The organism is Salmonella enterica subsp. diarizonae (assembly GCF_008692785.1).
GTDB classification, from domain to species: domain Bacteria; phylum Pseudomonadota; class Gammaproteobacteria; order Enterobacterales; family Enterobacteriaceae; genus Salmonella; species Salmonella diarizonae.
In genome coordinates, this window is sequence record NZ_VXJV01000008.1 from 26,955 (window position 1) to 49,780 (window position 22,826).

Annotated in this window: 12 protein-coding genes and 2 pseudogenes; 7 read left to right on the plus strand and 7 right to left on the minus strand. The window is 51.9% G+C overall.

Annotated elements, in window-relative coordinates; genetic code table 11:
• Positions 1-109: 109 nt before the first annotated feature.
• Together ychF and F4V72_RS16885 are read left to right on the plus strand one after the other, a co-directional pair.
• Positions 110-1,201, plus strand: coding sequence for a redox-regulated ATPase YchF (gene ychF / locus F4V72_RS16880; protein ID WP_000505853.1), 1,092 nt, complete (start codon positions 110-112; stop codon positions 1,199-1,201).
• A gap of 214 nt (positions 1,202-1,415) precedes the next feature.
• Positions 1,416-2,289, plus strand: a pseudogene (locus F4V72_RS16885) (tyrosine-type recombinase/integrase).
• Positions 2,290-2,397: 108 nt separating this feature from the next.
• Here F4V72_RS16885 and F4V72_RS16890 read toward each other — a convergent pair.
• Positions 2,398-3,342: a GIY-YIG nuclease family protein gene (locus F4V72_RS16890; protein WP_136058303.1), complete on the minus strand. Its 945-nt coding sequence runs from the start codon at positions 3,340-3,342 to the stop codon at positions 2,398-2,400.
• 230 nt (positions 3,343-3,572) lie between these two features.
• Here F4V72_RS16890 and F4V72_RS16895 point away from each other — a divergent pair.
• The 3 genes and pseudogenes from F4V72_RS16895 to F4V72_RS16905 all read left to right on the plus strand — a co-directional run bounded on the left by F4V72_RS16895 (position 3,573) and on the right by F4V72_RS16905 (position 6,319).
• Positions 3,573-4,176 (plus strand): annotated as a pseudogene (locus F4V72_RS16895) (tyrosine-type recombinase/integrase).
• Between the two features lie 296 nt (positions 4,177-4,472).
• On the plus strand, positions 4,473-4,790 hold the full coding sequence (locus F4V72_RS16900) for a hypothetical protein (protein ID WP_085347635.1): 318 nt from the start codon (positions 4,473-4,475) through the stop codon (positions 4,788-4,790).
• Positions 4,791-5,413: 623 nt separating this feature from the next.
• Entirely contained in the window at positions 5,414-6,319 is a 906-nt protein-coding gene (locus tag F4V72_RS16905; protein WP_232081685.1) for a CBS domain-containing protein, read from the plus strand.
• A gap of 213 nt (positions 6,320-6,532) precedes the next feature.
• Here F4V72_RS16905 and F4V72_RS16915 read toward each other — a convergent pair whose 3' ends face one another.
• The 6 genes from F4V72_RS16915 to ybtP all read right to left on the minus strand — a co-directional run bounded on the left by F4V72_RS16915 (position 6,533) and on the right by ybtP (position 15,035).
• The gene (locus F4V72_RS16915) at positions 6,533-7,450 is read right to left on the minus strand and encodes a hypothetical protein (protein WP_136058305.1); all 918 of its coding nucleotides are present in this window, start codon (positions 7,448-7,450) and stop codon (positions 6,533-6,535) included.
• A gap of 191 nt (positions 7,451-7,641) precedes the next feature.
• A complete protein-coding gene (locus tag F4V72_RS16920; protein WP_063390502.1) occupies positions 7,642-8,670 on the minus strand; it encodes a hypothetical protein in 1,029 nt (342 codons plus the stop codon).
• A gap of 246 nt (positions 8,671-8,916) precedes the next feature.
• Complete coding sequence (gene ybtS, locus F4V72_RS16925; protein ID WP_150342480.1) at positions 8,917-10,233, minus strand: yersiniabactin biosynthesis salicylate synthase Irp9/YbtS; 1,317 nt, start codon at positions 10,231-10,233, stop codon at positions 8,917-8,919.
• Between the two features lie 27 nt (positions 10,234-10,260).
• Positions 10,261-11,541, minus strand: coding sequence for a yersiniabactin-associated zinc MFS transporter YbtX (gene ybtX / locus F4V72_RS16930; RefSeq protein ID WP_079813865.1), 1,281 nt, complete (start codon positions 11,539-11,541; stop codon positions 10,261-10,263).
• Positions 11,534-13,336, minus strand: coding sequence for a yersiniabactin ABC transporter ATP-binding/permease protein YbtQ (gene ybtQ, locus F4V72_RS16935; protein WP_053507907.1), 1,803 nt, complete (start codon positions 13,334-13,336; stop codon positions 11,534-11,536). The genes ybtX and ybtQ overlap by 8 nt, the downstream gene beginning before the upstream one ends.
• Entirely contained in the window at positions 13,323-15,035 is a 1,713-nt protein-coding gene (gene ybtP / locus F4V72_RS16940) for a yersiniabactin ABC transporter ATP-binding/permease protein YbtP (protein ID WP_070789048.1), read from the minus strand. The genes ybtQ and ybtP overlap by 14 nt, the downstream gene beginning before the upstream one ends.
• 461 nt (positions 15,036-15,496) lie before the next feature.
• Between ybtP and ybtA the strand changes: the two genes are divergently transcribed.
• Positions 15,497-16,456 (plus strand): yersiniabactin transcriptional regulator YbtA, encoded by a 960-nt coding sequence (ybtA, locus tag F4V72_RS16945; protein ID WP_023247663.1) that lies wholly within the window; start codon positions 15,497-15,499, stop codon positions 16,454-16,456.
• A 190-nt stretch (positions 16,457-16,646) separates the two neighbouring features.
• Positions 16,647-22,754 (plus strand): yersiniabactin non-ribosomal peptide synthetase HMWP2, encoded by a 6,108-nt coding sequence (gene irp2, locus F4V72_RS16950; protein ID WP_136058306.1) that lies wholly within the window; start codon positions 16,647-16,649, stop codon positions 22,752-22,754.
• Positions 22,755-22,826 lie beyond the last annotated feature (72 nt).

The following is a 22,826-nucleotide window of genomic DNA, read 5'->3' on the forward strand; positions in this document are numbered from 1 at the left end:
TGTGCGGCATTTTTGCCGCACGCCGTGTATAATAGGCGAAGTTATTTCCATTTCTGCAATCTGTTTTCTATAACAGGTTGATTATTAAGATATTAAGGTGAGTTAAATCATGGGATTCAAATGCGGTATCGTCGGTCTGCCCAACGTTGGGAAATCCACCCTGTTCAACGCGCTGACAAAAGCCGGTATTGAAGCGGCAAACTTTCCGTTCTGCACCATCGAACCGAATACCGGTGTCGTACCGATGCCCGATCCGCGTCTGGACCAGTTGGCTGAGATTGTTAAACCGCAGCGTATTCTACCAACCACGATGGAGTTCGTGGATATCGCCGGTCTGGTGAAAGGCGCGTCCAAAGGCGAAGGGTTGGGTAACCAGTTCCTGACCAATATCCGTGAAACCGAAGCTATCGGTCACGTTGTTCGCTGCTTTGAGAACGACAATATCATCCACGTGGCGGGTAAAGTAAACCCGGCAGAAGATATTGATGTTATCAATACCGAACTGGCGCTGGCTGACCTCGATACCTGCGAGCGCGCTATCCATCGCGTGCAAAAGAAAGCAAAAGGCGGCGATAAAGACGCCAAAGCGGAACTGGCTGCGCTGGAGAAATGCCTGCCGCACCTGGCCGAAGCGGGGATGCTGCGTTCGCTGGACCTGACGGACGAAGATAAAGCGGCTATCCGCTATTTAAGCTTCCTGACACTGAAGCCGACGATGTATATCGCTAACGTCAATGAAGACGGTTTTGAAAATAACCCGTATCTGGACCAGGTTCGCGAAATCGCCGCGAAAGAAGGTTCGGTCGTGGTTCCGGTGTGTGCCGCCGTCGAGGCCGATATTGCTGAGCTGGATGATGAAGAGCGCGATGAGTTCATGGCAGAACTGGGACTGGAAGAGCCAGGACTGAACCGCGTTATTCGCGCAGGTTATCGTCTGCTGAACCTCCAGACCTACTTCACCGCCGGCGTGAAAGAAGTTCGCGCATGGACCATTCCGGTTGGCGCAACCGCGCCGCAGGCAGCGGGTAAAATCCATACTGACTTCGAAAAAGGCTTTATCCGCGCCCAAACTATCGCCTTTGACGACTTCATTACCTATAAAGGTGAACAAGGCGCGAAAGAAGCCGGTAAGATGCGAGCAGAGGGGAAAGATTACATCGTTAAAGATGGCGATGTGATGAACTTCCTGTTCAACGTCTAAATAAAATTTGTTGTCTCGTGAGGTTTCACTGAATCTCATAACGCTCGCAAAAACCAATTAAATCCACGCAATTGCGTGGATTTTTCATTTCATAACGTCTCAACTCATCTCGTAAAAACGTTGTCAAAAATGAGTACATTGATGAGTACAACATTCTTCCATCTTCATTTTAAGTGAGTACAATAGCGGTATAAGAAATAGACAAGGACTCGCTATGCTCACTGATATGCAATGCCGCACTGCTAAGCCGAAAGAAAAACTCTATCGACTCAATGACTTCAATGGTCTCTACCTCGAAGTGAAACCCAACGGCAAAAAGGCATGGCGCTATCGGTTTAAACTCAGCGGCAAATCCAGCATGTTCGCGTTGGGTGAGTACCCAACGGTCAAACTTGCCGAAGCTCGCGAAAAATGTGAGCAAGCGCGTAAACAAGTCGCGGATGGAGTTAGCCCGACACAGGCTCGCCAGTTAGATAAGATCCGCAAGGCCCTTCCGGCTAATAAGACACAGCACAAACAGGCACTAAATCCTCAGCAAATCGGAAAGTTACTAAGCTGTTTTGACAATAGTCGTGGCTCGTATCAGGTTAACTATTGCATGTGGCTTATGTGGTGGACATTGGCGCGTCCTGCAGAAGCCACCGAAGCAGAATGGACAGAATTCGATCTTAATAACGCCCTATGGACCATTCCGGCAGCGCGAATGAAAGCCCGCAGAGAACACGTTATTCCCCTACCCTTCAGCTGTCAAAATGCTCAGAACACTACAGGGGTTAACCGGGCATCGGCAGCACCTTTTCCCGGGCAGAGATAATCCGCTAGGGCCAATGACATCGCACTCGCTGCGCCAGCTACTTAAAAGCCTCGGATGGAGTGGCATTTATAGTCCCCATGCTACCCGAACTACAGGAAGTACGCGTTTAAACGAAATGGGCTATCGACCTGATGCTATTGAGGCCCAACTTGCACACGCTGATACCAACAATGTTCGTCGCACATACAACCATGCAACTTATCTTGATGAGCGAAAGGTTATGATGCAGGAATGGGCAGATATGTTGGACAAATGGGTAGCTGAATTCGAGTAGAACTTACTGCACTTAGTGAACCACGAGGATAGAACTCATTCTTCAGGGTCCACTTTGTGCCAAGAGCGGACTTTGCAAAATGGAGGTTATTTCAATCAAAACGTAACGTCACAACCAGCCGACGCTCTCTCGCCATTTATAATTAGTAACTTTATCATTTTCGCTTATTTTTTTAGATATAGAGCGCGGCTCTCTTCCTAGATACTCAGATATTTGTGTCGGGGACAAATCAAAATCGACAAGCATGACTCTAAGTTTTTCCATTTCCTTTAAAGTCCAAGGCTTGCCATAATTTTCATAAAGAGATACCTTATGTTCCCTGATAGTTCGCTTTCTCTGAGTTTCACTTTCCCTCTGAAAAATCTCGCTTTTAAATTGTGAACGGAACTCTTTACAGAAGTTGCCATCAGTTTTTTTGTTATATAGATTGCTAAAAATAAGCTGGGATGCCGGGTCTAAATCAGGTGTGCCAATAATGAAAACTTTGACCTTTTCCATATGGGGATATTCAATTTTACCCAATATGCTTAATTTCTTTATATTAAAAAAACCTCTCAAATCAAAAGATTTAATGAGCTTTGATTGGATTACACTTTCAATCCTACTTGCATTTGAATAACAGTACTTTGCCATTGGAAGGGCCCATACTACCAGTTGAGGAATATATTTTTCTAATGCAATGTTCTGCCAATCAGTATCAAAGGTTTGGCTTTTTGCTAGCATGTTTTTCGGCAAATCAGAATACAATGTGGTAGATGCCCATATCTTATAATCCTTCGCCAAGGCTTGATAGTATTTTGTGTGGTTATGAATTTTATAAGCTGACATGAAGCGATAAACGTCGTCGTCGTGACCCGCGTCGTAAATTGTTCGATTTCCTCTCAGATAACCGTCGTAATGTTCGGTTATCCTTCTACCTACATTACAACTTACCCCAACGTAAACCACACGGCTGAAAAGTCCTTTATGGACAATAAGATAAACTCCGCTACAGCCAGATTTCCTAGCCTCTGATAGAGAACCTAAAAATCTCCATTCCATAATTAAATCCATTATCATTACTACTTTTTTATTTATCATTATTTTCGTGAAACTTCAACACTTTTATCCAAAAGATAAGGGCAAAGACTTATATAATTATACTTATCATCGTTAGCGATTATATAGGGTAGTGGCGCTGACCTGTTGCCTGGTGATTCACACAGAATGCTGTTAGTAATGTCCGTTCCTCGCTCGTAAGGGACAACCATACTCAAATCTCCAATATTGCAGGAGATTTGAGTATGAATATGTCACCGTGGAACAAAGACCGTATCATCGGCCAAAAAAGACCACTTCAGATATCTCATATCTGGGGGATCCGAATCCGGCTTGAACTGGAAGGTAAAACACGTGATTTAGCTCTGTTCAATATGGCCCTGGACAGTAAGCTTCGAGGCTGTGATCTGGTCAAACTCAAAGTATCTGATGTTGCATATGGTATGCTCTGTTTCAAGCAGAGCAACGGTGTTGCAACAGAAAACCGGTAGCCCTGTGCAATTTGAGATAACTAAAGGGACAAGAGAAGCTGTTGCTGCATTGATAAAATTTAGCAATTTGCACAGTAAAGACTTCTTGTTTTGGTCTCGGGTCGGAACTAACCAGCACATTTCAACCCGGCAATACAGCCGAATTTTTCATGGATGGGTAGAAAATCTTGGTCTCGAAGCATCGCTTTACAGCACACATTCCATGAGAAGAACAAAACCTTACCTAATCTACAAGAAAACCAAGAATCTCCGGGTGATCCATCTTTTGTTGGGCCATAAGAAACTGGAAAGCACAGTCCGTTATCTGGGCATTGAAGTCGATGATGCGTTAGAGATCTCTGAATCGATTGAAGTCTAAGGTTGTCAGGGCTGCAACAGCAGCCCTGTGCCAGAAGCGGATATTCCTAACTTCTCGCCAAACTATTAGCCTTGTAATTACATCCAGTTGTTACCTGAATATTTCCATTTTTTGTAGAAAAGTTAATTCGTATTTATCGCTTAAGAGAGCTTAATCTGTACCTATAACTTATTGCTACTTATGCAAAAAACATAATATTATATATATTGAACTTCCGAAAATGGAAAGTCTTTTTGAGTAGGGTGCTTTCCATTGATTAAATGTTAGCCATATGAATAATTACCAAGAGTGATAAAATGAAAGAGCTTACAGAGTACGGCAGAACAACTATTGATAGAATTAATTTTCTGATTAATGCACTATCCGAAAAAGAAAAGAAAAACTATTTCAGATTAGAATCTTTCATAAAAATTTGGGCCGCCTCCACTGGTGGAAGTGCCGATATCAACGAACATACTGATTTTTTTATTCGAACAAATACGTATGCGCTTAGGCAAATAGATGCTGTGTTCTTCAAGAAATTTGGGCTGCACATTGAGAAAAACTCACATCAGCTCCAGATGAATGAAGATGAGTGGGCAAATGGAATTAAGCCTATCTCACATAATGACTAACGATTAATTCAAGCCTGATCCGCTTCACGGGTCGGCTTAAATCAGACATTAATGTCCGTTCTTCGTTTCGAACGGACGTGGCAACCTACAGCCCTGTCCGCTCCGTGCCAGAAACGGACAGTGAGCCTCGAGTGGAAAAATAACGATTAATATTGCAGCTTGTTGTCCGAGTCTTGTATTTTTATCAAATTCTAAATAAATAAGGCATCTACTAAACTCAACGCGCTGGCACTAGCGGTAAGGGCAATTCGTATTCTGGCCTCCTTATACTGAACATTAGGAGTCTGAGCTATGTGTATGGGATGGTGCAATCTGAGGTGAGCTGAAAAAGTCAATGCAGCCTCGTTGTCCAGATTTAAAAAAAAGCGTGAGAAGCCTGAATCAAGACTGAAAGCTAACAGTAGCCGACAACCTACATGGAGAAAATTTTATGGCAGTAGAAAATCGAGAAAGACTTAACGAAATCCTTCGTGAACTAAAAGACGGTATGTCCTCAAACCCAATATCAGTGCGAGAATTCATAATCTGGTTTGGCGCAGAGCGTCGAGGCTACATGGTTGCGTACAAAATTCGCAAAGCATTAGAAATGCTTAGGAGTTAAAACCGAACCTGATTTTGATAGTGTGCCGCTGGATGCAAAAATTACTATCTATGCACCTCCGGGGAATGACGCAACGCCCCATGAAGCAGGTGAATGCTTAGACGAAGCAACCGAATCAAGTAACGCCGAATTGGCTACACCTGAAACAGTATTTCAGCCGCATGATGAACTAATTTCCAGTGCAGTTTCCGAGCCAGCCTTCCGTGTTAGTCGACTCGAAGCATCGGATGTTAAGCTAGTGACCGTGAAACCTGACGCTACATTAACAGAAGCCATCACATTGATGTTGCGGCATGACTACTCTCAACTACCCGTTATGACCAGCGAGCGAGATGTTAAAGGTGTTATTAGTTGGGAAAGCATTGCTCCAATACTAGCGTTGACCAAATCCGAATCTGCGGTTGTACGTGATTATATGAAGCCACACAGGGAAATAAACGCCAGTGACTCTATTTTTTCTGCACTACCTAGAATTATTGAGTATGCTTACGTATTAGTGCGATCTTCTGATCAAAGAATTAGTGGGATTATAACTACTACCGATCTTAGTTCTCAGTTCAGACAGTTGTCAGAACCTTTTCTTTTACTATCTGAAATCGAAAATCATATTCGTAAGCTGATAGATGGAAAATTTACGAAAGATGAGCTTGTTAGCATCGTTAATCCATCTGACAGCGAACGGGTTATAGAGTCGGTCGCAGATTTAACCTTTGGGGAATATATACGACTTTTTGAAAATCCAGAATTGTGGAAAAAAACCGAACTTCAAATAGATAAGAAAATCTTTACTAAAGAGCTCGACAAGGTCAGAATAATTCGTAACGACGTGATGCACTTTGATCCAGATGGTATATCAAAGGAAAATCACGAGCTTCTTCATAATTTTGTAAGGTTTATTCATACTATACAAAGCTTATCAAGAAAATAAGAGTGACCTGCTCCCTATTGATTAACACGCAGCAATGTTAGTAATGCGACTATTTGGGTGTGAGATCAACTGTGAACTTCCGCTCCTCGCTCACAGCGGCCCCCTCGGTCCATCAGGCGCTTCCGTTTCGTGCCAGAAGCGGACATTACTGATATTACAATGTCTTAATCAATGGGGGCAGGTCAAGACAGAGCCAGTGATGGTCTGGGTTTCCTAAGTGTTTCTCGATACATAAGTCTGTTGATTTTTAATAATCCTATGAAAATTATCTTTGAACCCTAAAAATATATCGACAACATTATGATTGTGTATAACTACATCATTACTTTTGAATGCGTTATTCTTTTTATAAAAAGAAAGTATGTTTGGTGAAAGAGGATAAGACGAATACGACTCGTAATGCAGTGAGGAGTGTTTTATTGAGTTAGAAAGATCGTTTATTGTGACCAAGTAGTCACTACCATCTTTGATATAGACATCGTCATCACCAAAGAATATATCATAACACTCTTTGTTTTTATTTTTATCACGGATTAACAAACCAATGCTGTCAATTAAATTGTCACTCACTTCGTTAATCAATAGGTATGTCAGTTGGACCATTTCATCAAAAAATGACCTTATCATCGCAACAAAAAACTCAGATTCTACCTTATAATCGAAAATTTTCTCTGGAAATGTGAGTGGGTTATTCTCTGATATTGCTGAATCAAATAATCCAATGATATACAGGTATTTTTTCTGTATGCGAACATAATTGAATGATAGATGCAAAGTTTTTAGACCTGATGATATGTAATCTACAACATCATTGTATTGCGGAAAATAAGAAAATGGAAAATCTATCCTCTCGATTACCATCTCTAATGGTCTTTCGCCTGTGTACGCATAGTTAACTTCCTTAATGTTAGGTCGTGAGAATGTGTCCTGTGCCAAATCCCAGGCATTACCGTTAAATATATACACCATGCCATTGGGAGCTTTTTCTTTTGGTGGGGGGATTTCCGTTGAATTTGCAGGTAACCCGGTGCCTTTCACTTGTCGATAGGTGCTACTGGATATATAGTATTTGCTTATCCGGTGGTATTCATGAATTACTATATCTCTATCAAAATCAAAAAAAACGGCCATTTACTTATCCTAATAATTTATATCGATGTTAATACTCCCCTCCCCAAAGAAAGCGGAATAGTTTGGGAGCAATATGCCCTTCATTTTGATGGGACTCACCTAGTAAGTATTATGTCCGCTTTATCAGCTTCAAGCAAAGGTTCATCACATATGGATTCATCGTATTATCACAAACTTGCATTCTCCTCGTCTTAAAGGGCAAGGATCCTAACCCCATCTGATGAGCTTCGAAGTGCTGTCATTTCGGTTAACGCTTTAGCAGCTATGTGCTCACTATCTAAAACTTGCTTGGTAAGCGTTCGTACTTTATCCATGAGTTCATCAAGCGTAGAAACACTCACACGTTTGTCAGTGATTTTAACAAGATCACTACGAGCCTGTTCGAGATGAGTAGATACTCGCACTAATGCTTTCTCTTCTAGGGTCATTAGTGAAGTATGCTCACGAGCGAGGTATGCGGCTTGCTGATCTATTTCTTTCTTTGCTGTTACAGACTGTATTAGGGTACTAGCCCAAGGCATTCCAACGTACAATTGCAACATACGTCCCGGTAGCCCAGACATCAAAACATCACCGAGCAACGATTTATGTTCCCCGCCAAAATAGAGCGCGCCGGATAATGCTGACCATCCATGAATGACAGTACTGCCACCTACATCATTATTTTTACGTGAAGATATAGGCTGGAGATCAAAAACATTCATCATGAAACTAGACATGACTGCGGCAAAACCTTCATCACTACTAAATCGGGCAATGGTTTCGCAATCTCCATTTGGCCTCGTAGTTTTCAGTTCCCCATTCGGTTGCTTATTATTGACTGCGAATTCGATGGTATGTGGACGCATATCAAGCTGGAAAGTGAGTTGCACCCAAGAAAGCCAACTACGGACATCCTCTTGAAGTCCCTTGACTTCACCTCGCAAGCACCAAAGAATGATTTCCAATACACTTGATTTGCCAACAAGATTGGATTTATTTGTGCCACCAAAACTTGTAACAGCCCATACCCCAGTACTTAAATCCTGCCAGCTAAAACTAAATGCCCCTGTGACTTTACCAACTTTATAGCCTTTAAATCGAATACCGGTAATTGTTAATTTTGGGGTAGGCCTAATTGTTTTGTCAGAAAAGATCCCCCGCTTTTGGAGACGCTCTTCCGCTTCGGTAACTGATATTCCTACGTTCTTAGCAACTGTTTCTAGCCAACTCATTGTCATGCTGCATTTCCTTGCGATAGAACTTCCAAACGTAGGCGTACACGCTCAGTGATAGGGGCAATGATATGTTTTAGCGCAGTATCTGCGTATTCAACGTCTAATTTGTTGTCTCATGAGGTTTCGCTGAATCTCATAACGCTCGCAAAAACCAATTAAATCCACGCAATTGCGTGGATTTTTGTTATAACGCTGCACTTCACATTAAATAACCAGCCACTGACTCCCAGGGCGGACAATCTCGCCTGACTACCCCTGCTCTGCCGCTATTAAATAGGGCGCAATGCTCGCTAATTTTTCCCGGGTTTCCGTCAGTTCGCGTTCCGGCGTAGATTGCGCGATGATTCCCGCCCCCGCCTGTATCCAGCAGCGCTGGCTGTCCTGAAATACGGAACGCAGAACTAGCGCCGCGTCGAAGCGCGTATCGTCCAACAGCAGGATTGCGCCGGAATAAAGCTCTCGCGGCGTCTTCTCAATTTGCATAATCGCGTTCAGAGCAGCATTTTTAGGGATGCCTGAGGCGGTAATAGACGGAAACAGCACGGTAAACGCATCCCAGGTATCCTTGTTTTCCGCAAGCTGACCGCTCACGCCAGACCCCAGATGCTGAACGCTGCCGCGCTGGCGAACCGACATTAAATCTTCAACCACCACGCTGCCCGGCTGGCAAACGGCCTCCAGTTCGACGATAGCTTCTTTGACAGAAAGGATATGCTCAAGCACCTCTTTACTGTCGTGCAGCAGTTCTGCCTCTTTCGCCTTATTATGCTCCGGGTTTCCCATGCGATCGCGGGTGCCCGCAAGCGGTTCAGTAACCACTTTATTGCCCGTCACTGACATCACCAGTTCCGGGCTAAAGCCCAGCGCTTCGCGTCCTTCCTGACGGAACATAAACGAACGCGTAGGCGTGTTTGCCTGCCGCCCGTATAACAGCGTGGCGGGCATATCAATCCTCGATGGCAGGGGAATAGCGCGCGAGACAATCACTTTGACATACTCGCCACGGCGGAGCTCCGCAACGGCGCGTGCAACCTGTTGTTTATACGCCTCACCATTGAGAGCGGTATCCACCGCCAGTGGTGCGTTCTGCGTCGTTGTACCGGCCTCTTTCACCCACTCGCACAGACGTCGGCACCCGTCGGCGGAGTCCGCATAAACGGTGACATTTCCCTTTTCAAAAATAAGTTCTTCACGGGGAACGGTTAACGTCAGTAGCGGCCACTCCCCGGCGTTAAAGGCAATCCCCCGCGCATGCGCCGCAAAGTTGAACCCAACCTGTCCATATACCCGACGTCCTTTCACCTGAGGATGCGCCATAAAACGACGCGCGCAGTCGGCAATGGAATCCACCGCCCATTGTTGCTCCCCGGCATCATCAATAAATGTCGCCTGCGTTCCGTCGGCATTAATGTGCAACCGTGCCTGGCACCCTTTGCCTAAATACCAACAGGGTTGGCGCTCATAGACATAACACTCTTCTTCTGCGAACTGGCGTAAAACGCCAGAAATCGTCGGCAGCCATTGTTCCTCTGGTAACGCCAGGTGTAAAAATTCACTGATTTTCATCCCTTACCTCTCTGTGTTATTCCCGGATCAATCAATTGCGCTTGTCATCAGTTCTCTTGCCGAATGCAGCCGGATATAAGCGACCCACGCCGCCAGCAACGTGAATGCCCCGGCAAACAGGAAGCAGGCCGCATAGCCAAAATGTTGAGCAACAACGCCACCGATAACGCCTGCCAGAATGGCGATTGCCGCGTCAGTACATTGAAAGAGGGTGAAGTCGACACCGGCCTGCAAAGGCGATGAAAGCGACATCAGCGTGGCGTAAAGACAGACCAGCGCGCAGGCCAGCGAAATGGACTGGACAATGACCAGACACTGGAGAATCGGCAGCAACAGATGACCCGGCGCCATCATGAGCGTCATCACCACCGCCAGCAGCGCGATCCCCTGGACGCCATAAGCCGTCAACAGCGCTCTGCCGGGTGAGGTGTATTTCATCAGCAATCCACCGGCCAGCGTTCCTGCTATGCCCGCTGCAATATTGCCGCCGCTAAACAGCGCGCCCAACGCGGACATGCTTAACCCATGATCCAACAACAGCGGCGCCAGAAGAGGCAGCACAAACCGCATGCCTGAATTCAGCATCAATACCAGCAATAAGCCCAGGCGCGCCTGTTTCCTCCTTAGCGCATAACCTAACGCCGGAACATGCGGGATAGTCTCTGTTCGCGTCGGCTCCGTAATGCGCCACAGCGGGAGTGACAGCGCCATAATCAGCACCGCCATCATCAGCATGGCGACAGGCCAGCCGGATGCTGCCGACAGCATCAGGAACACCCCGCCGCCGCACATCATTCCCAGATAGCTGCCGCCGACCTGCACGCTGTTTCCCCAGCCGTAACCCGCACGGGTCAGTTGATCGACGCAAAAGCCGTCGCTGGCGATATCGATGGTGGAGGCGACCGTACCTGCCACCATAAACAGAACAAATAACGCGACGATTTGCGTATCGGGAAATCCCCGTTCTCGCCCGAACCAGCCAATCGCTGCGGCAATCGTCAGGATCGCCGCTAGCGCGACCTGACCACGCAGGATTAACATGCGGGAACGGCGTTCCGGGCTACCGGGCGGAAGCCGCCAGCGTTCGATCCACGGCGCCCAAATAAACTTCAGCGCCCAGGGCAGCATAAACAGGGTTGTCGCACCGGCAAGCGCCAGCGAACCGCCAGCAACGCGCACCAACGCGGGTAAGGACTGCATAGACAGCGCCGATACCAGGCTCTGCGTCACATAGACGCCGGCAATAGCAAAAATCACTCGCCCGGTCGTCAACGTCAGCGGTTTAACATTCGACTGAACATCACTCATGCACCCACTCTCCAGACGCGGAAACCCCTTCGTCGCGCCACGCGCGCGCGGCCATTTGCGCCTGCCACAGCGCCTGATAACGTCCATGACGGGAGAGCAATTGCGCATGAGTACCCTGCTCAACCACCTGTCCCTCCTCCATCACCAGAATGTTTCCGGCCCCGGCGATGGTGGATAAACGGTGGGCGATGATAATCACCGTCCGGTTGTGAACCAGGTTATCGATCGCTTTTTGCACTGCCAGCTCGCTTTCAATATCCAGCGCGGCGGTCGGTTCATCGAGAATGACGACCGGCGCGTTTTTCAATAACGCTCTGGCAATGGAAATCCGCTGGCGCTCGCCGCCCGATAGCTGGCCACCCATCTCCCCCAATGGCGTCAGCCAGCCTTGCGGAAGACGGGAAATAAACTCAAGGCACTGCGCCGCGCGGGCGGCCTCTTCCACCTCCTGTCGCGTCGCCTGTGGGCGCGCGATACGGATATTCGCCAGCAGCGTGTCATCAAACAGCCAGACATCCTGGAAAACAACAGAAATCAGGCTATTGAGCTGTTCCGGCGTCAGGCGGCGAATATCGACGCCGCCAATAGAAATCTGCCCTTGCTGCGGATCGGCATAGCGCATTAACAGTTTAGTGACCGTGGTTTTGCCTGCGCCGGAGGCACCCACCAGCGCGCTCATACTGGCTGCCGGGAACGTCAAAGAAACATTATTAAGCGCGTGACCGTCGCCTTCTTCGTAGCGATAGCTGACGTTGTCAAAGCGGATATCGTAACGTTCCGGCATCTCGTTTTGCGCTGCGACGGGAAGCGGTGCTATCGCCATAAACTGCTCAATCCGTTGCAGGGCGCTGGCGATCAGTTCCACAACCGAGGTGTAGCTGATAAACATCGCCATCGGTTCTGCGAAGCGCATAATCATCGCAACGGCGGCAATCAGAAAGGCGAGATTCAGAGTGCCCGTCACCACCCAGACGATCCCGGATAACACCACCACCTGTAGGCCCAACTCCACGACGCTGGCGATCAGCATCGTCGCGCCAGCGCCCTGACGGTGAGTGCGGGTCTGCAAGTTTTCCAGCGCATTGAAATGCGCCAACAGCGCCCGGCTTTTATCGGCATCGCTGCCGCAGGTGCGCAATACCATCATCCCCTGAGCAAATTCAACGATATCGCCACTCAGTCGCTGGTGCGCTTCCCCCAGCGTCTGCATTTGTCGCCGCATCGCCGGGCGGCGCCAGTAATAAAACGGCACCAGCAGAGGGAAGATCAGCAACATCACCAGCCCCAGCCGCCAGTCTATCCACAATGTCGCCAGCGACGCCGTCAGCGGCGTGATAATGGTGAGCAGCAAAATATTGGCTATCGCAATAACATAATTGAGGTTTTCATCCACGCTGCCCAGCAGCAAGGCATTCATCTCGCCCGCCCTGCCGCGCTGGAGCTTCTCCAGCGGCACGCGGCGTAATTGCTCGCCAAGTCGCAGGCGCAACTCATGGGTGGCCTGCGCCAGATGACCACGGTATTCAAAGCCCAGGCCATACCAGCGTAGCGCCAGCGTCACAATAGTGGCAACGCTGAAGGCCACAGCCCAGTTAAGGAGTTGCGGCGCGTCTCCCCGTAACAGCGCATCAATGATCGGATAAAGACAGGCAAAGGCAATCCCCTGCATGAATGCTGCCAGCAACAGCGCCAGCATACTGCGCCTCAGCATCCTGGCCTGACTGCCAACGCTGGAGATAAGCTGGCGCCAGATGACGCGCCAGGCCAGGTTATCCGCAGGATTATTGTCTTTCATTTTCCACCACCTCTTCCTGTGTTCCACCCGGCACCCAATGCTGCGCCTGCTGATAGTGTTGCCAGAGCCGTTGATACAGGCCGCCCTGCGCCAACAGTTGCGTATGGTTCCCCATTTCCCTGAGCTGTCCGTCGGAAAACAGCAATATCACATCGGCCTGAGTCACCATTGAAAGACGATGCGCGACCATGATGACCGTCCGGCCGCGCATGGCCGCCGCGAGCGCCTTGATAAGCGCCGCTTCGTTTTCCGGGTCAGCAAACGCCGTCGCCTCATCGAGCACCAGGATGGGGCGATCCTGCAAAATCGCCCGGGCAATAGTGATACGCTGCCGCTGGCCACCGGAGAGAAATACCCCGCGTTCCCCGACTCTCGTGTTGTAACCTTCTGGCAACACGCTAATAAAATCATGGGCCTGCGCCACTCTGGCCGCCGCTATTACCGCCTCCAGCGGCGTATCCGGCGCGCCCAGACGAATGTTATTGGCTATCGTGTCGGCAAAAAGGAAGTTGTCCTGAAACACAAACGAGAGTTGCTTCATCAGGGTGTCCGTCTGCATATCGCGCAGATCCACGCCGCCAATACGGATATGGCCTTTGTCTGGATCGGCGTAACGCAGCAGCAAGCGCGCCACGGTGCTTTTTCCGGCGCCGCTTGGCCCGACCAGCGCCACAATTTGCCCGGCAGGCACATGAAAGCTTACCTCCTGCAACGCGGCGCCAGTACGCGCTTGCGGATAATGAAAGCTCACCTGCTCAAAGGTAATGCTCGCCTCTTTCGGCTGCTGGTCGGACAGCGGCAGCGATAACTCCGGCATCGCGAGTACCTGATAAATACGCTGAATGCTTAAACGCGTTTGCGCGACCAGGTTATTGAGCATCATCATTGGCATCACGGCTTCGGCCATCCCGCTGCCCAACAGTAAAACGGCCACCCACGCAGTAAAATCGAGACTGCCATAGTGCAACAGGCCGTACCCCGACCAGATCAGGACAACCAGGGTCGGGAGAGGATTCAGAATCGAGAAGGAAAAACGCGCTGAAAAACCGGCTTTGCGATACCAGGTTTTGAGCACATCGACCCACTCTTCAAGGGCGCGTTGATAGCGCAAAAAACTGGTGCTGCCGCTATCAAACGTTCTCACCACGGGCATGGCCTGCACGAACTCAATAACCGCCGCACTGACCTGCTCGCGCGCCTTATGATAACGCTGAGCCATATCTTCCGAACGCTGGCGGGCAAGCACGAGAACAACCGAGCCAAACGCCAGTACCCCCAGCGTCGCGATTGCCAGCCGCCAGTCCAGCCAGAACAAGATAACGATTGTCGCCAGTGGCATGATGATCGCGCGGGCATAGAGCGGCGTGCTGTCGGCCACAAAGATATGCAGTGACTTCACGTCATCCAGCATCACTTTCGCCACTGACCCACTCCCCATTTGCTGTAACACGCCAGGCGGAAGCTGCAATGCTTTACGGGCTAACCTGCTGCGCAGAATATTCTCCAGATGAAAAGCCGCGTAATGAGAGGTGTTGAACGCCTGCAAGCGCAGAACAAAAGTTAAGACCACGCAGCCGATCACGCCGCCCAGCGGCCAGGCCGGAATAGCGTCAGGCGTCGCGCGAAGGTCGCGCAGGCTCCACGCCAGAAAAAGGAGCGCTCCCAGGCTGGTTAATGCCGCCAGCCCCGCCAGCGCCATCGCTAAAATAACCTTCCGGCGAACCGGTGTAATCACCTGCCAGAGAGGAAATCGGGACAGCGATTCAGTATTGGATGATTGAGATGACATGGGAGTGACTGAATTTCCTGATGAATTTTTACGGACGCCAAAAACGACAATTCAGGGTGGCGTTCTGAGAATTAATGTGAATAATAAGCATTATCAATAACTCTTCTACCCCATTCGGTTCTATTTATACCCTAAATAGTTCGAGTTGCAGGAAGGCGGTAAGCGAGGGAAGCCCCAGGAGCTTACAGAAGTAAGTGACTGGGGTGAGTGACAAATCTGTCTGGAGCAGATTTGAACGCCGCTTGCGGCGGCCCGTAAGGGCGGGCGAGGCCCAGAGATGGGCCGAGTAACCCGTAGCCAACGCACATGCAACTTGAAATATGACGGGTATATGCCCGCATTGGTCTAAGCCACAGGGAGATAACCAGGTCATGACGGAGTCACCGCAAACGCAATCTGAAATCTCTATTCACCAGTTGGTGGTTGGGAAACCTGCAAACGATGGCAATATTCCTGCTCAGTGTGAACTGCTGCGCTGTTCGTTGCAGGAAGGTATGGATATTTTGCTCTGGAGGGGCCATTTTGCGCGGCCTGAGACGTTGCAGCTACACGACGATCTGGGCAGGATTAACTTCTCGTGCATCCTGGAAGGCACATCACGCTTTGCAATTCAGGGACTCAGGCGCCACACCGACTGGGAGCTTGCGCGCAATCGCCATTACATTACCCATACACCAGACTGCCGCGGCAGCGCCTCCTATTGTGGCCGATTCGAGAGCATTACCCTTTCCTTCAGCCCTGAAACCCTCGCGCTGTGGGTGCCGGATATTAACGCGGTCATTAAGAATAAGATCGACTCCCAATGCTGTTGCCAGCAGCAGCGTTGTAATGCTGAAACCCACTTAACGGCTCAGACTTTGCGTCACGCGCTGATGCGCATGCACGGCGGCTTCAGCCATGAACAAAAGCCGTCGACGCTATGGTTGCAGGGGCAAAGTCTGGTCATGCTCAGTCTGGTGCTGGATGAACATCGCGAAGACGCCAGTTGCCTCTCCTGCCACTTCAACCCGATGGAACGCCAGAAACTGCTGCGGGCGAAGGATCTGCTGCTGGCTGATCTGACGCAAGCGCCGGGCGTCGCGGAGCTGGCCAGAGAGTCCGGTCTGAGCGTTCTCAAAATTAAGCGAGGCTTCCGCGTTCTGTTCAACAACAGCGTCTATGGCCTGTTTCAGGCTGAACGAATGCAGGAAGCCAGAAGACGCCTGGCCAACGGCAATACCTCCGTCATGACGGTGGCGGCCGATCTGGGCTATGCCAACGCCAGCCATTTCTCTACCGCCTTCCAGAAACAGTTTGGCGTAACCCCTTCGACCTTTAAACGCGTGATGTAACCTGGGTCGCGCCCCCATAAACGCCTCCCAGACAGAGGCCCGGATACCCCATCCGGGCCTCTGTTCTTTCCGCCTGTTACCAACCCGAAACGGGCATAAATAAACCCGTTTCGGGTAGCGTCCAATTGTTAATAATTATTATTCTCATATTAACAATGCTTTTCGGTAAGACGTGCCATCAGGAGGAAGAATGATTTCTGGCGCACCATCTCAGGATTCGCTGTTACCGGACAACCGCCACGCGGCTGATTACCAACAATTACGCGAGCGGCTTATACAGGAACTGAATTTAACGCCGCAGCAGTTACATGAAGAGAGCAATCTGATCCAGGCCGGCCTGGATTCCATAAGGTTGATGAGATGGTTACACTGGTTTCGTAAAAATGGCTACCGCCTTACCCTTCGCGAGCTGTATGCCGCCCCCACGCTGGCGGCATGGAACCAGTTAATGCTCAGCCGGTCGCCGGAGAACGCGGAAGAAGAAACGCTGCCCGACGAATCATCCTGGCCGAATATGACCGAAAGTACCCCCTTCCCATTGACGCCGGTACAGCACGCCTACCTGACGGGCCGCATGCCGGGGCAGACGCTTGGCGGCGTGGGTTGCCACCTGTATCAGGAGTTTGAAGGCCATTGTCTGACGGCGTTGCAACTGGAGCAGGCCATCACGACCTTGCTGCAACGCCACCCAATGCTGCATATCGCCTTTCGCCCCGACGGGCAGCAGGTCTGGCTACCGCAACCTTACTGGAACGGCGTCACCGTTCATGATTTACGCCATAACGACGCTGAAAGCCGTCAGGCCTATCTGGAAGTACTGCGCCAGCGCCTGAGCCACCGTCTTTTACGCGTGGAAATCGGCGAAACGTTTGATTTTCAGTTGACGCTCTTGCCGGACAATCGCCACCGCCTCCATGTCAATATTGACCTGCTGATTATGGATGCCTCCAGCTTTACGCTTTTCTTCGATGAGCTTAACGCCCTGCTGGCCGGAGAATCGCTGTCGGCTATCGACACCCGCTATGATTTCCGTTCGTATTTGCTGCACCAGCAGAAGATCAATCAACCACTGAGAGACAACGCACGCGCTTACTGGCTGGCGAAAGCATCGACGCTTCCCCCCGCACCCGTCTTGCCGCTGGCCTGCGAACCCGCCACACTGCGCGAAGTCCGTAATACCCGGCGCCGCATGATTGTCCCGGCAACACGCTGGCACGCCTTTAGCAACCGGGCCGGCGAGTATGGCGTGACGCCGACAATGGCGCTGGCGACCTGTTTTTCTGCCGTGCTGGCTCGCTGGGGCGGCCTGACGCGTCTGCTGCTTAACATCACCTTATTCGACCGCCAGCCGTTGCACCCGGCAGTTGGCGCGATGCTTGCCGATTTCACCAATATTCTTCTGCTGGATACCGCCTGCGATGGCGATACCGTCAGCAACCTGGCGCGTAAAAACCAGCTCACGTTTACGGAGGACTGGGAGCATCGTCACTGGTCCGGCGTCGAATTACTCCGTGAACTCAAACGCCAGCAGCGCTACCCCCACGGTGCCCCGGTGGTATTTACCAGCAATCTGGGACGTTCCCTCTACAGCAGCCGCGCAGAATCGCCGTTGGGCGAGCCGGAATGGGGCATCTCGCAAACGCCGCAGGTCTGGATAGATCATCTGGCGTTCGAGCATCACGGCGAGGTCTGGCTGCAATGGGACAGCAATGACGCGCTGTTCCCTCCGGCGTTAGTCGAAACGTTGTTCGACGCCTACTGCCAGTTGATTAACCAACTCTGCGATGACGAAAGCGCCTGGCAAAAGCCGTTTGCAGATATGATGCCCGCCCGCCAGCGCGCGATACGCGAACGGGTCAACGCCACCGGTGCCCCCATTCCCGAAGGCTTGCTGCATGAAGGCATTTTCCGTATCGCTCTGCAACAGCCACAGGCGCTGGCGGTAACGGACATGCGTTATCAGTGGAATTATTATGAGCTGACAGACTATGCCCGCCGTGGCGCGAGCAGGTTAATCGAGTGCGGGGTTCAGCCCGGCGATAATGTGGCTATCACGATGTCGAAAGGCGCAGGACAACTTGTTGCGGTTCTGGCCGCCCTGCTGGCCGGGGCGGTTTACGTTCCGGTTTCGCTGGACCAGCCTGCCGCACGGCGCGAGAAAATCTACGCTGACGCCAGCGTCCGGCTGGTGCTCATTTGCCAGCACGACGCCAGCGCCTGGTCAGACGATATTCCCGTCCTTGCCTGGCAGCAGGCCATTGAGGCGGAGCCGATCGCCAACCCGGTGGTACGCGCCCCCACGCAACCGGCCTACATTATCTACACCTCCGGCTCTACCGGCACGCCGAAAGGGGTGGTCATTTCTCACCGGGGAGCGCTCAACACCTGTTGCGATATCAATACCCGCTATCAGGTTGGCCCCGGTGACAGGGTGCTGGCCCTCTCCGCCCTGCATTTTGATTTATCGGTTTACGACATTTTTGGCGTACTGCGCGCGGGCGGCGCGCTGGTGATGGTGATGGAAAATCAACGGCGCGATCCTCATGCATGGTGTGAGCTGATCCAGCGCCATCAGGTCACGCTCTGGAACAGCGTCCCGGCGCTGTTCGATATGCTGCTGACCTGGTGTGAAGGTTTCGCCGACGCCACGCCGGAAAATCTGCGCGCAGTGATGCTTTCCGGCGACTGGATCGGGCTTGACCTCCCCGCCCGTTATCGGGCCTTCCGGCCACAAGGACAATTTATCGCGATGGGCGGCGCTACCGAGGCGTCTATCTGGTCTAACGCCTGCGAAATTCACGACGTCCCCGCCCACTGGCGTTCCATCCCTTACGGTTTCCCGCTAACCAACCAACGCTACCGGGTGGTGGATGAACGGGGCCGGGACTGCCCTGACTGGGTGCCGGGCGAATTATGGATTGGCGGCATCGGGGTCGCGGAAGGCTATTTCAACGATCCCCTGCGCAGCGAGCAGCAATTTTTGACGCACCCGGACGAGCGCTGGTATCGCACCGGCGATCTCGGCTGCTACTGGCCAGACGGCACAATAGAGTTCCTCGGTCGTCGCGACAAGCAGGTCAAAGTCGGAGGATATCGCATCGAGCTGGGCGAAATCGAAAGCGCACTCAGCCAGTTGGCGGGGGTGAAACAAGCAACCGTTCTGGCGATCGGCGAAAAAGAAAAAACGCTGGCGGCATACGTGGTTCCTCAGGGCGAGGCTTTTTGCGTTACCGATCATCGGGACCCGGCACTGCCGCAGGCGTGGCACACGCTTGCGGGAACGTTGCCCTGTTGTGCTATCTCGCCAGAGATCTCCGCAGAACAGGTAGCCGATTTCCTTCAGCATCGCCTGTTAAAACTGAAGCCGGGTCACACCGCTGGCGCCGATCCTCTCCCCCTGATGAACTCACTCGCTATCCAGCCGCGCTGGCAGGCCGTGGTGGAACGCTGGTTAGCATTTCTGGTGACGCAACGGCGACTGAAGCCCGCAGCTGAAGGTTATCAGGTCTGCGCTGGTGAAGAACGCAAGGATGAGCACCCGAATTTCAGCGGACATGATTTAACGTTATCGCAAATTCTTCGCGGCACCCGCGACGAACTGTCGTTACTGAACGACGCGCAGTGGTCGCCGGAAAGCCTGGCCTTCAACCATCCGGCCAGCGCCCCATATATTCAGGAACTGGCGACAATTTGCCAACAGCTTGCACAGCGCTTACAGCGCCCGGTACGCCTGCTTGAGGTGGGAACCCGCACCGGCCGCGCCGCAGAATCGCTGTTAGTACAACTCAACGCCGGACAGGTTGAGTATGTCGGGCTTGAGCAGAGCCAGGAGATGCTCCTGAGCGCCCGGCAGAGGCTCGTCCCCTGGCCTGGTGCCCGTCTGTCCCCCTGGAATGCAGACACGCTGGCGGCGCACGCTCACTCGGCGGACATTATCTGGCTTAATAACGCCCTGCATCGTCTGCTGCCGGAAGATCCCGGGCTCCTTGCGACATTACAACAGCTTGCCGTTCCCGGCGCGCTGCTCTACGTGATGGAGTTTCGCCAGTTAACGCCGTCCGCCTTGCTCAGCACGCTCCTGTTAACCGATGGACAGCCGGAGGCCCTGCTGCATAACAGTGCCGACTGGGCGGCGTTATTTAGCGCAGCCGCCTTCAACTGTCAGCATGGCGATGAGGTCGCGGGGTTACAACGCTTCCTCGTACAATGTCCCGATAGCCAGGTGCGCCGCGATCCCCGTCAACTTCAGGCCGCCCTCGCCGGACGCCTGCCGGGGTGGATGGTGCCGCAACGGATCGTCTTCCTCGACGCCTTACCGCTGACGGCTAACGGGAAGATTGACTATCAGGCGCTGAAGCGTCGTCATACTCCTGAAGCAGAAAACCAGGCCGAAGCGGATTTACCCCAGGGCGACATTGAAAAACAGGTTGCCGCCCTCTGGCAGCAACTCTTATCGACTGGCAATGTCACCAGAGAAACCGACTTCTTCCAGCAAGGCGGCGATAGCCTGCTGGCGACCCGTCTGACCGGACAACTTCATCAGGCAGGTTATGAAGCGCAATTAAGCGACCTGTTTAATCATCCCCGGCTGGCGGATTTTGCCGCCACGCTGCGTAAAATCGACGTCCCGGTCGAACAACCATTCGTCCACACCCCTGAAGATCGCTACCAGCCCTTTGCGCTTACCGACGTGCAGCAGGCTTACCTGGTGGGGCGTCAGCCGGGCTTTGCCCTGGGCGGCGTCGGCTCACATTTCTTTGTTGAATTTGAAATTGCCGATCTGGACCTCACCCGGCTGGAGACGGTCTGGAACCGATTAATCGCCCGCCACGATATGCTTCGAGCCGTCGTACGTGATGGACAGCAACAGGTGCTCGAACAGACGCCCCACTGGGTGATAACCGCACACACCCTCCATACGCCTGAAGAGGCGTTGCGGGTGCGCGAAAAACTGGCGCATCAGGTACTCAACCCCGAAGTGTGGCCGGTATTCGATCTCCAGGTCGGATACGTGGGCGGGATGCCCGCCCGCCTGTGGCTGTGTCTGGATAACCTGTTGCTTGACGGTCTGAGCATGCAGATCCTGCTGGCGGAGCTGGAGCACGGCTACCGCTACCCGCAGCAGTTGCCTCCGCCGCTGCCCGTCACCTTCAGGGATTATCTGCAACACCCCTCGCTACAGTCGCCCAATCCAGATTCTCTGGCATGGTGGCAGGCGCAGCTTGATGATATTCCTCCGGCGCCTGCGTTGCCGCTGCGCTGCTTGCCTCAGGAGGTTGAAACACCGCGCTTCACCCGCCTGAACGGCGCGCTGGACAACACGCGCTGGCATCGTCTGAAAAAACGGGCGGCTGACGCCCATCTCACCCCGTCGGCCGTACTGTTATCGGTGTGGTCAACGGTTCTCTCTGCATGGAGTGCGCAGCCTGAGTTCACGCTTAACCTTACGCTTTTCGACAGGCGGCCGCTGCACCCGCAAATCAACCAGATTCTGGGCGATTTCACCTCGCTGATGCTGCTGAGCTGGCATCCCGGCGAAAGCTGGCTGCACACCGCGCAGTCACTACAGCAGCGGCTGAGCCAGAACCTGAACCACCGCGATGTGTCAGCCATCCGCGTGATGCGTCAACTGGCGCAACGGCAAAACGTGCCAGCCACTCCGATGCCCGTCGTCTTTACCAGCGCGCTGGGCTTTGAGCAGGATAACTTCCTCGCCCGGTGTAATCTGCTCAAACCGGTCTGGGGCATCTCCCAGACGCCGCAGGTCTGGCTCGATCACCAGGTTTATGAATCCGAAGGCGAACTGCGCTTTAACTGGGATTTTGTCGCCGCGCTGTTTCCTGCCGGGCAGGTGGAGCGCCAGTTTGAACAGTATTGCGCATTGCTAAACCGAATGGCCGAGGATGAAAGCGGCTGGCAACTGCCGCTCGCCGCGCTGGTGCCTCCCGTTAAATACGCAGGGCAATGCGCAGATCGCTCACCGCGCGTATGCCCTGAGCACTCTCAGCCACACATTGCGGCGGACGAGAGCACCGTCAGCCTGATTTGCGACGCCTTCCGCGAGGTGGTTGGCGAGTCTGTCACGCCCGCAGAAAACTTCTTTGAGGCGGGCGCAACGTCACTGAATCTGGTGCAACTGCACGTTTTGTTACAACGTCACGAATTTTCCACCCTGACGTTGCTTGACCTCTTCACCCACCCTTCTCCTGCCGCCCTGGCCGATTATCTGGCCGGCGTCGCCACGGTGGAAAAAACAAAACATCCTCGCCCTGTTCGCCGTCGTCAGCGGCGGATATAGCGCGAAGCAAACTGATTTTCCCCAAAACGCCATCGCGAACGCATGGCGTTCCATTGACTTTGTGAATCTTAG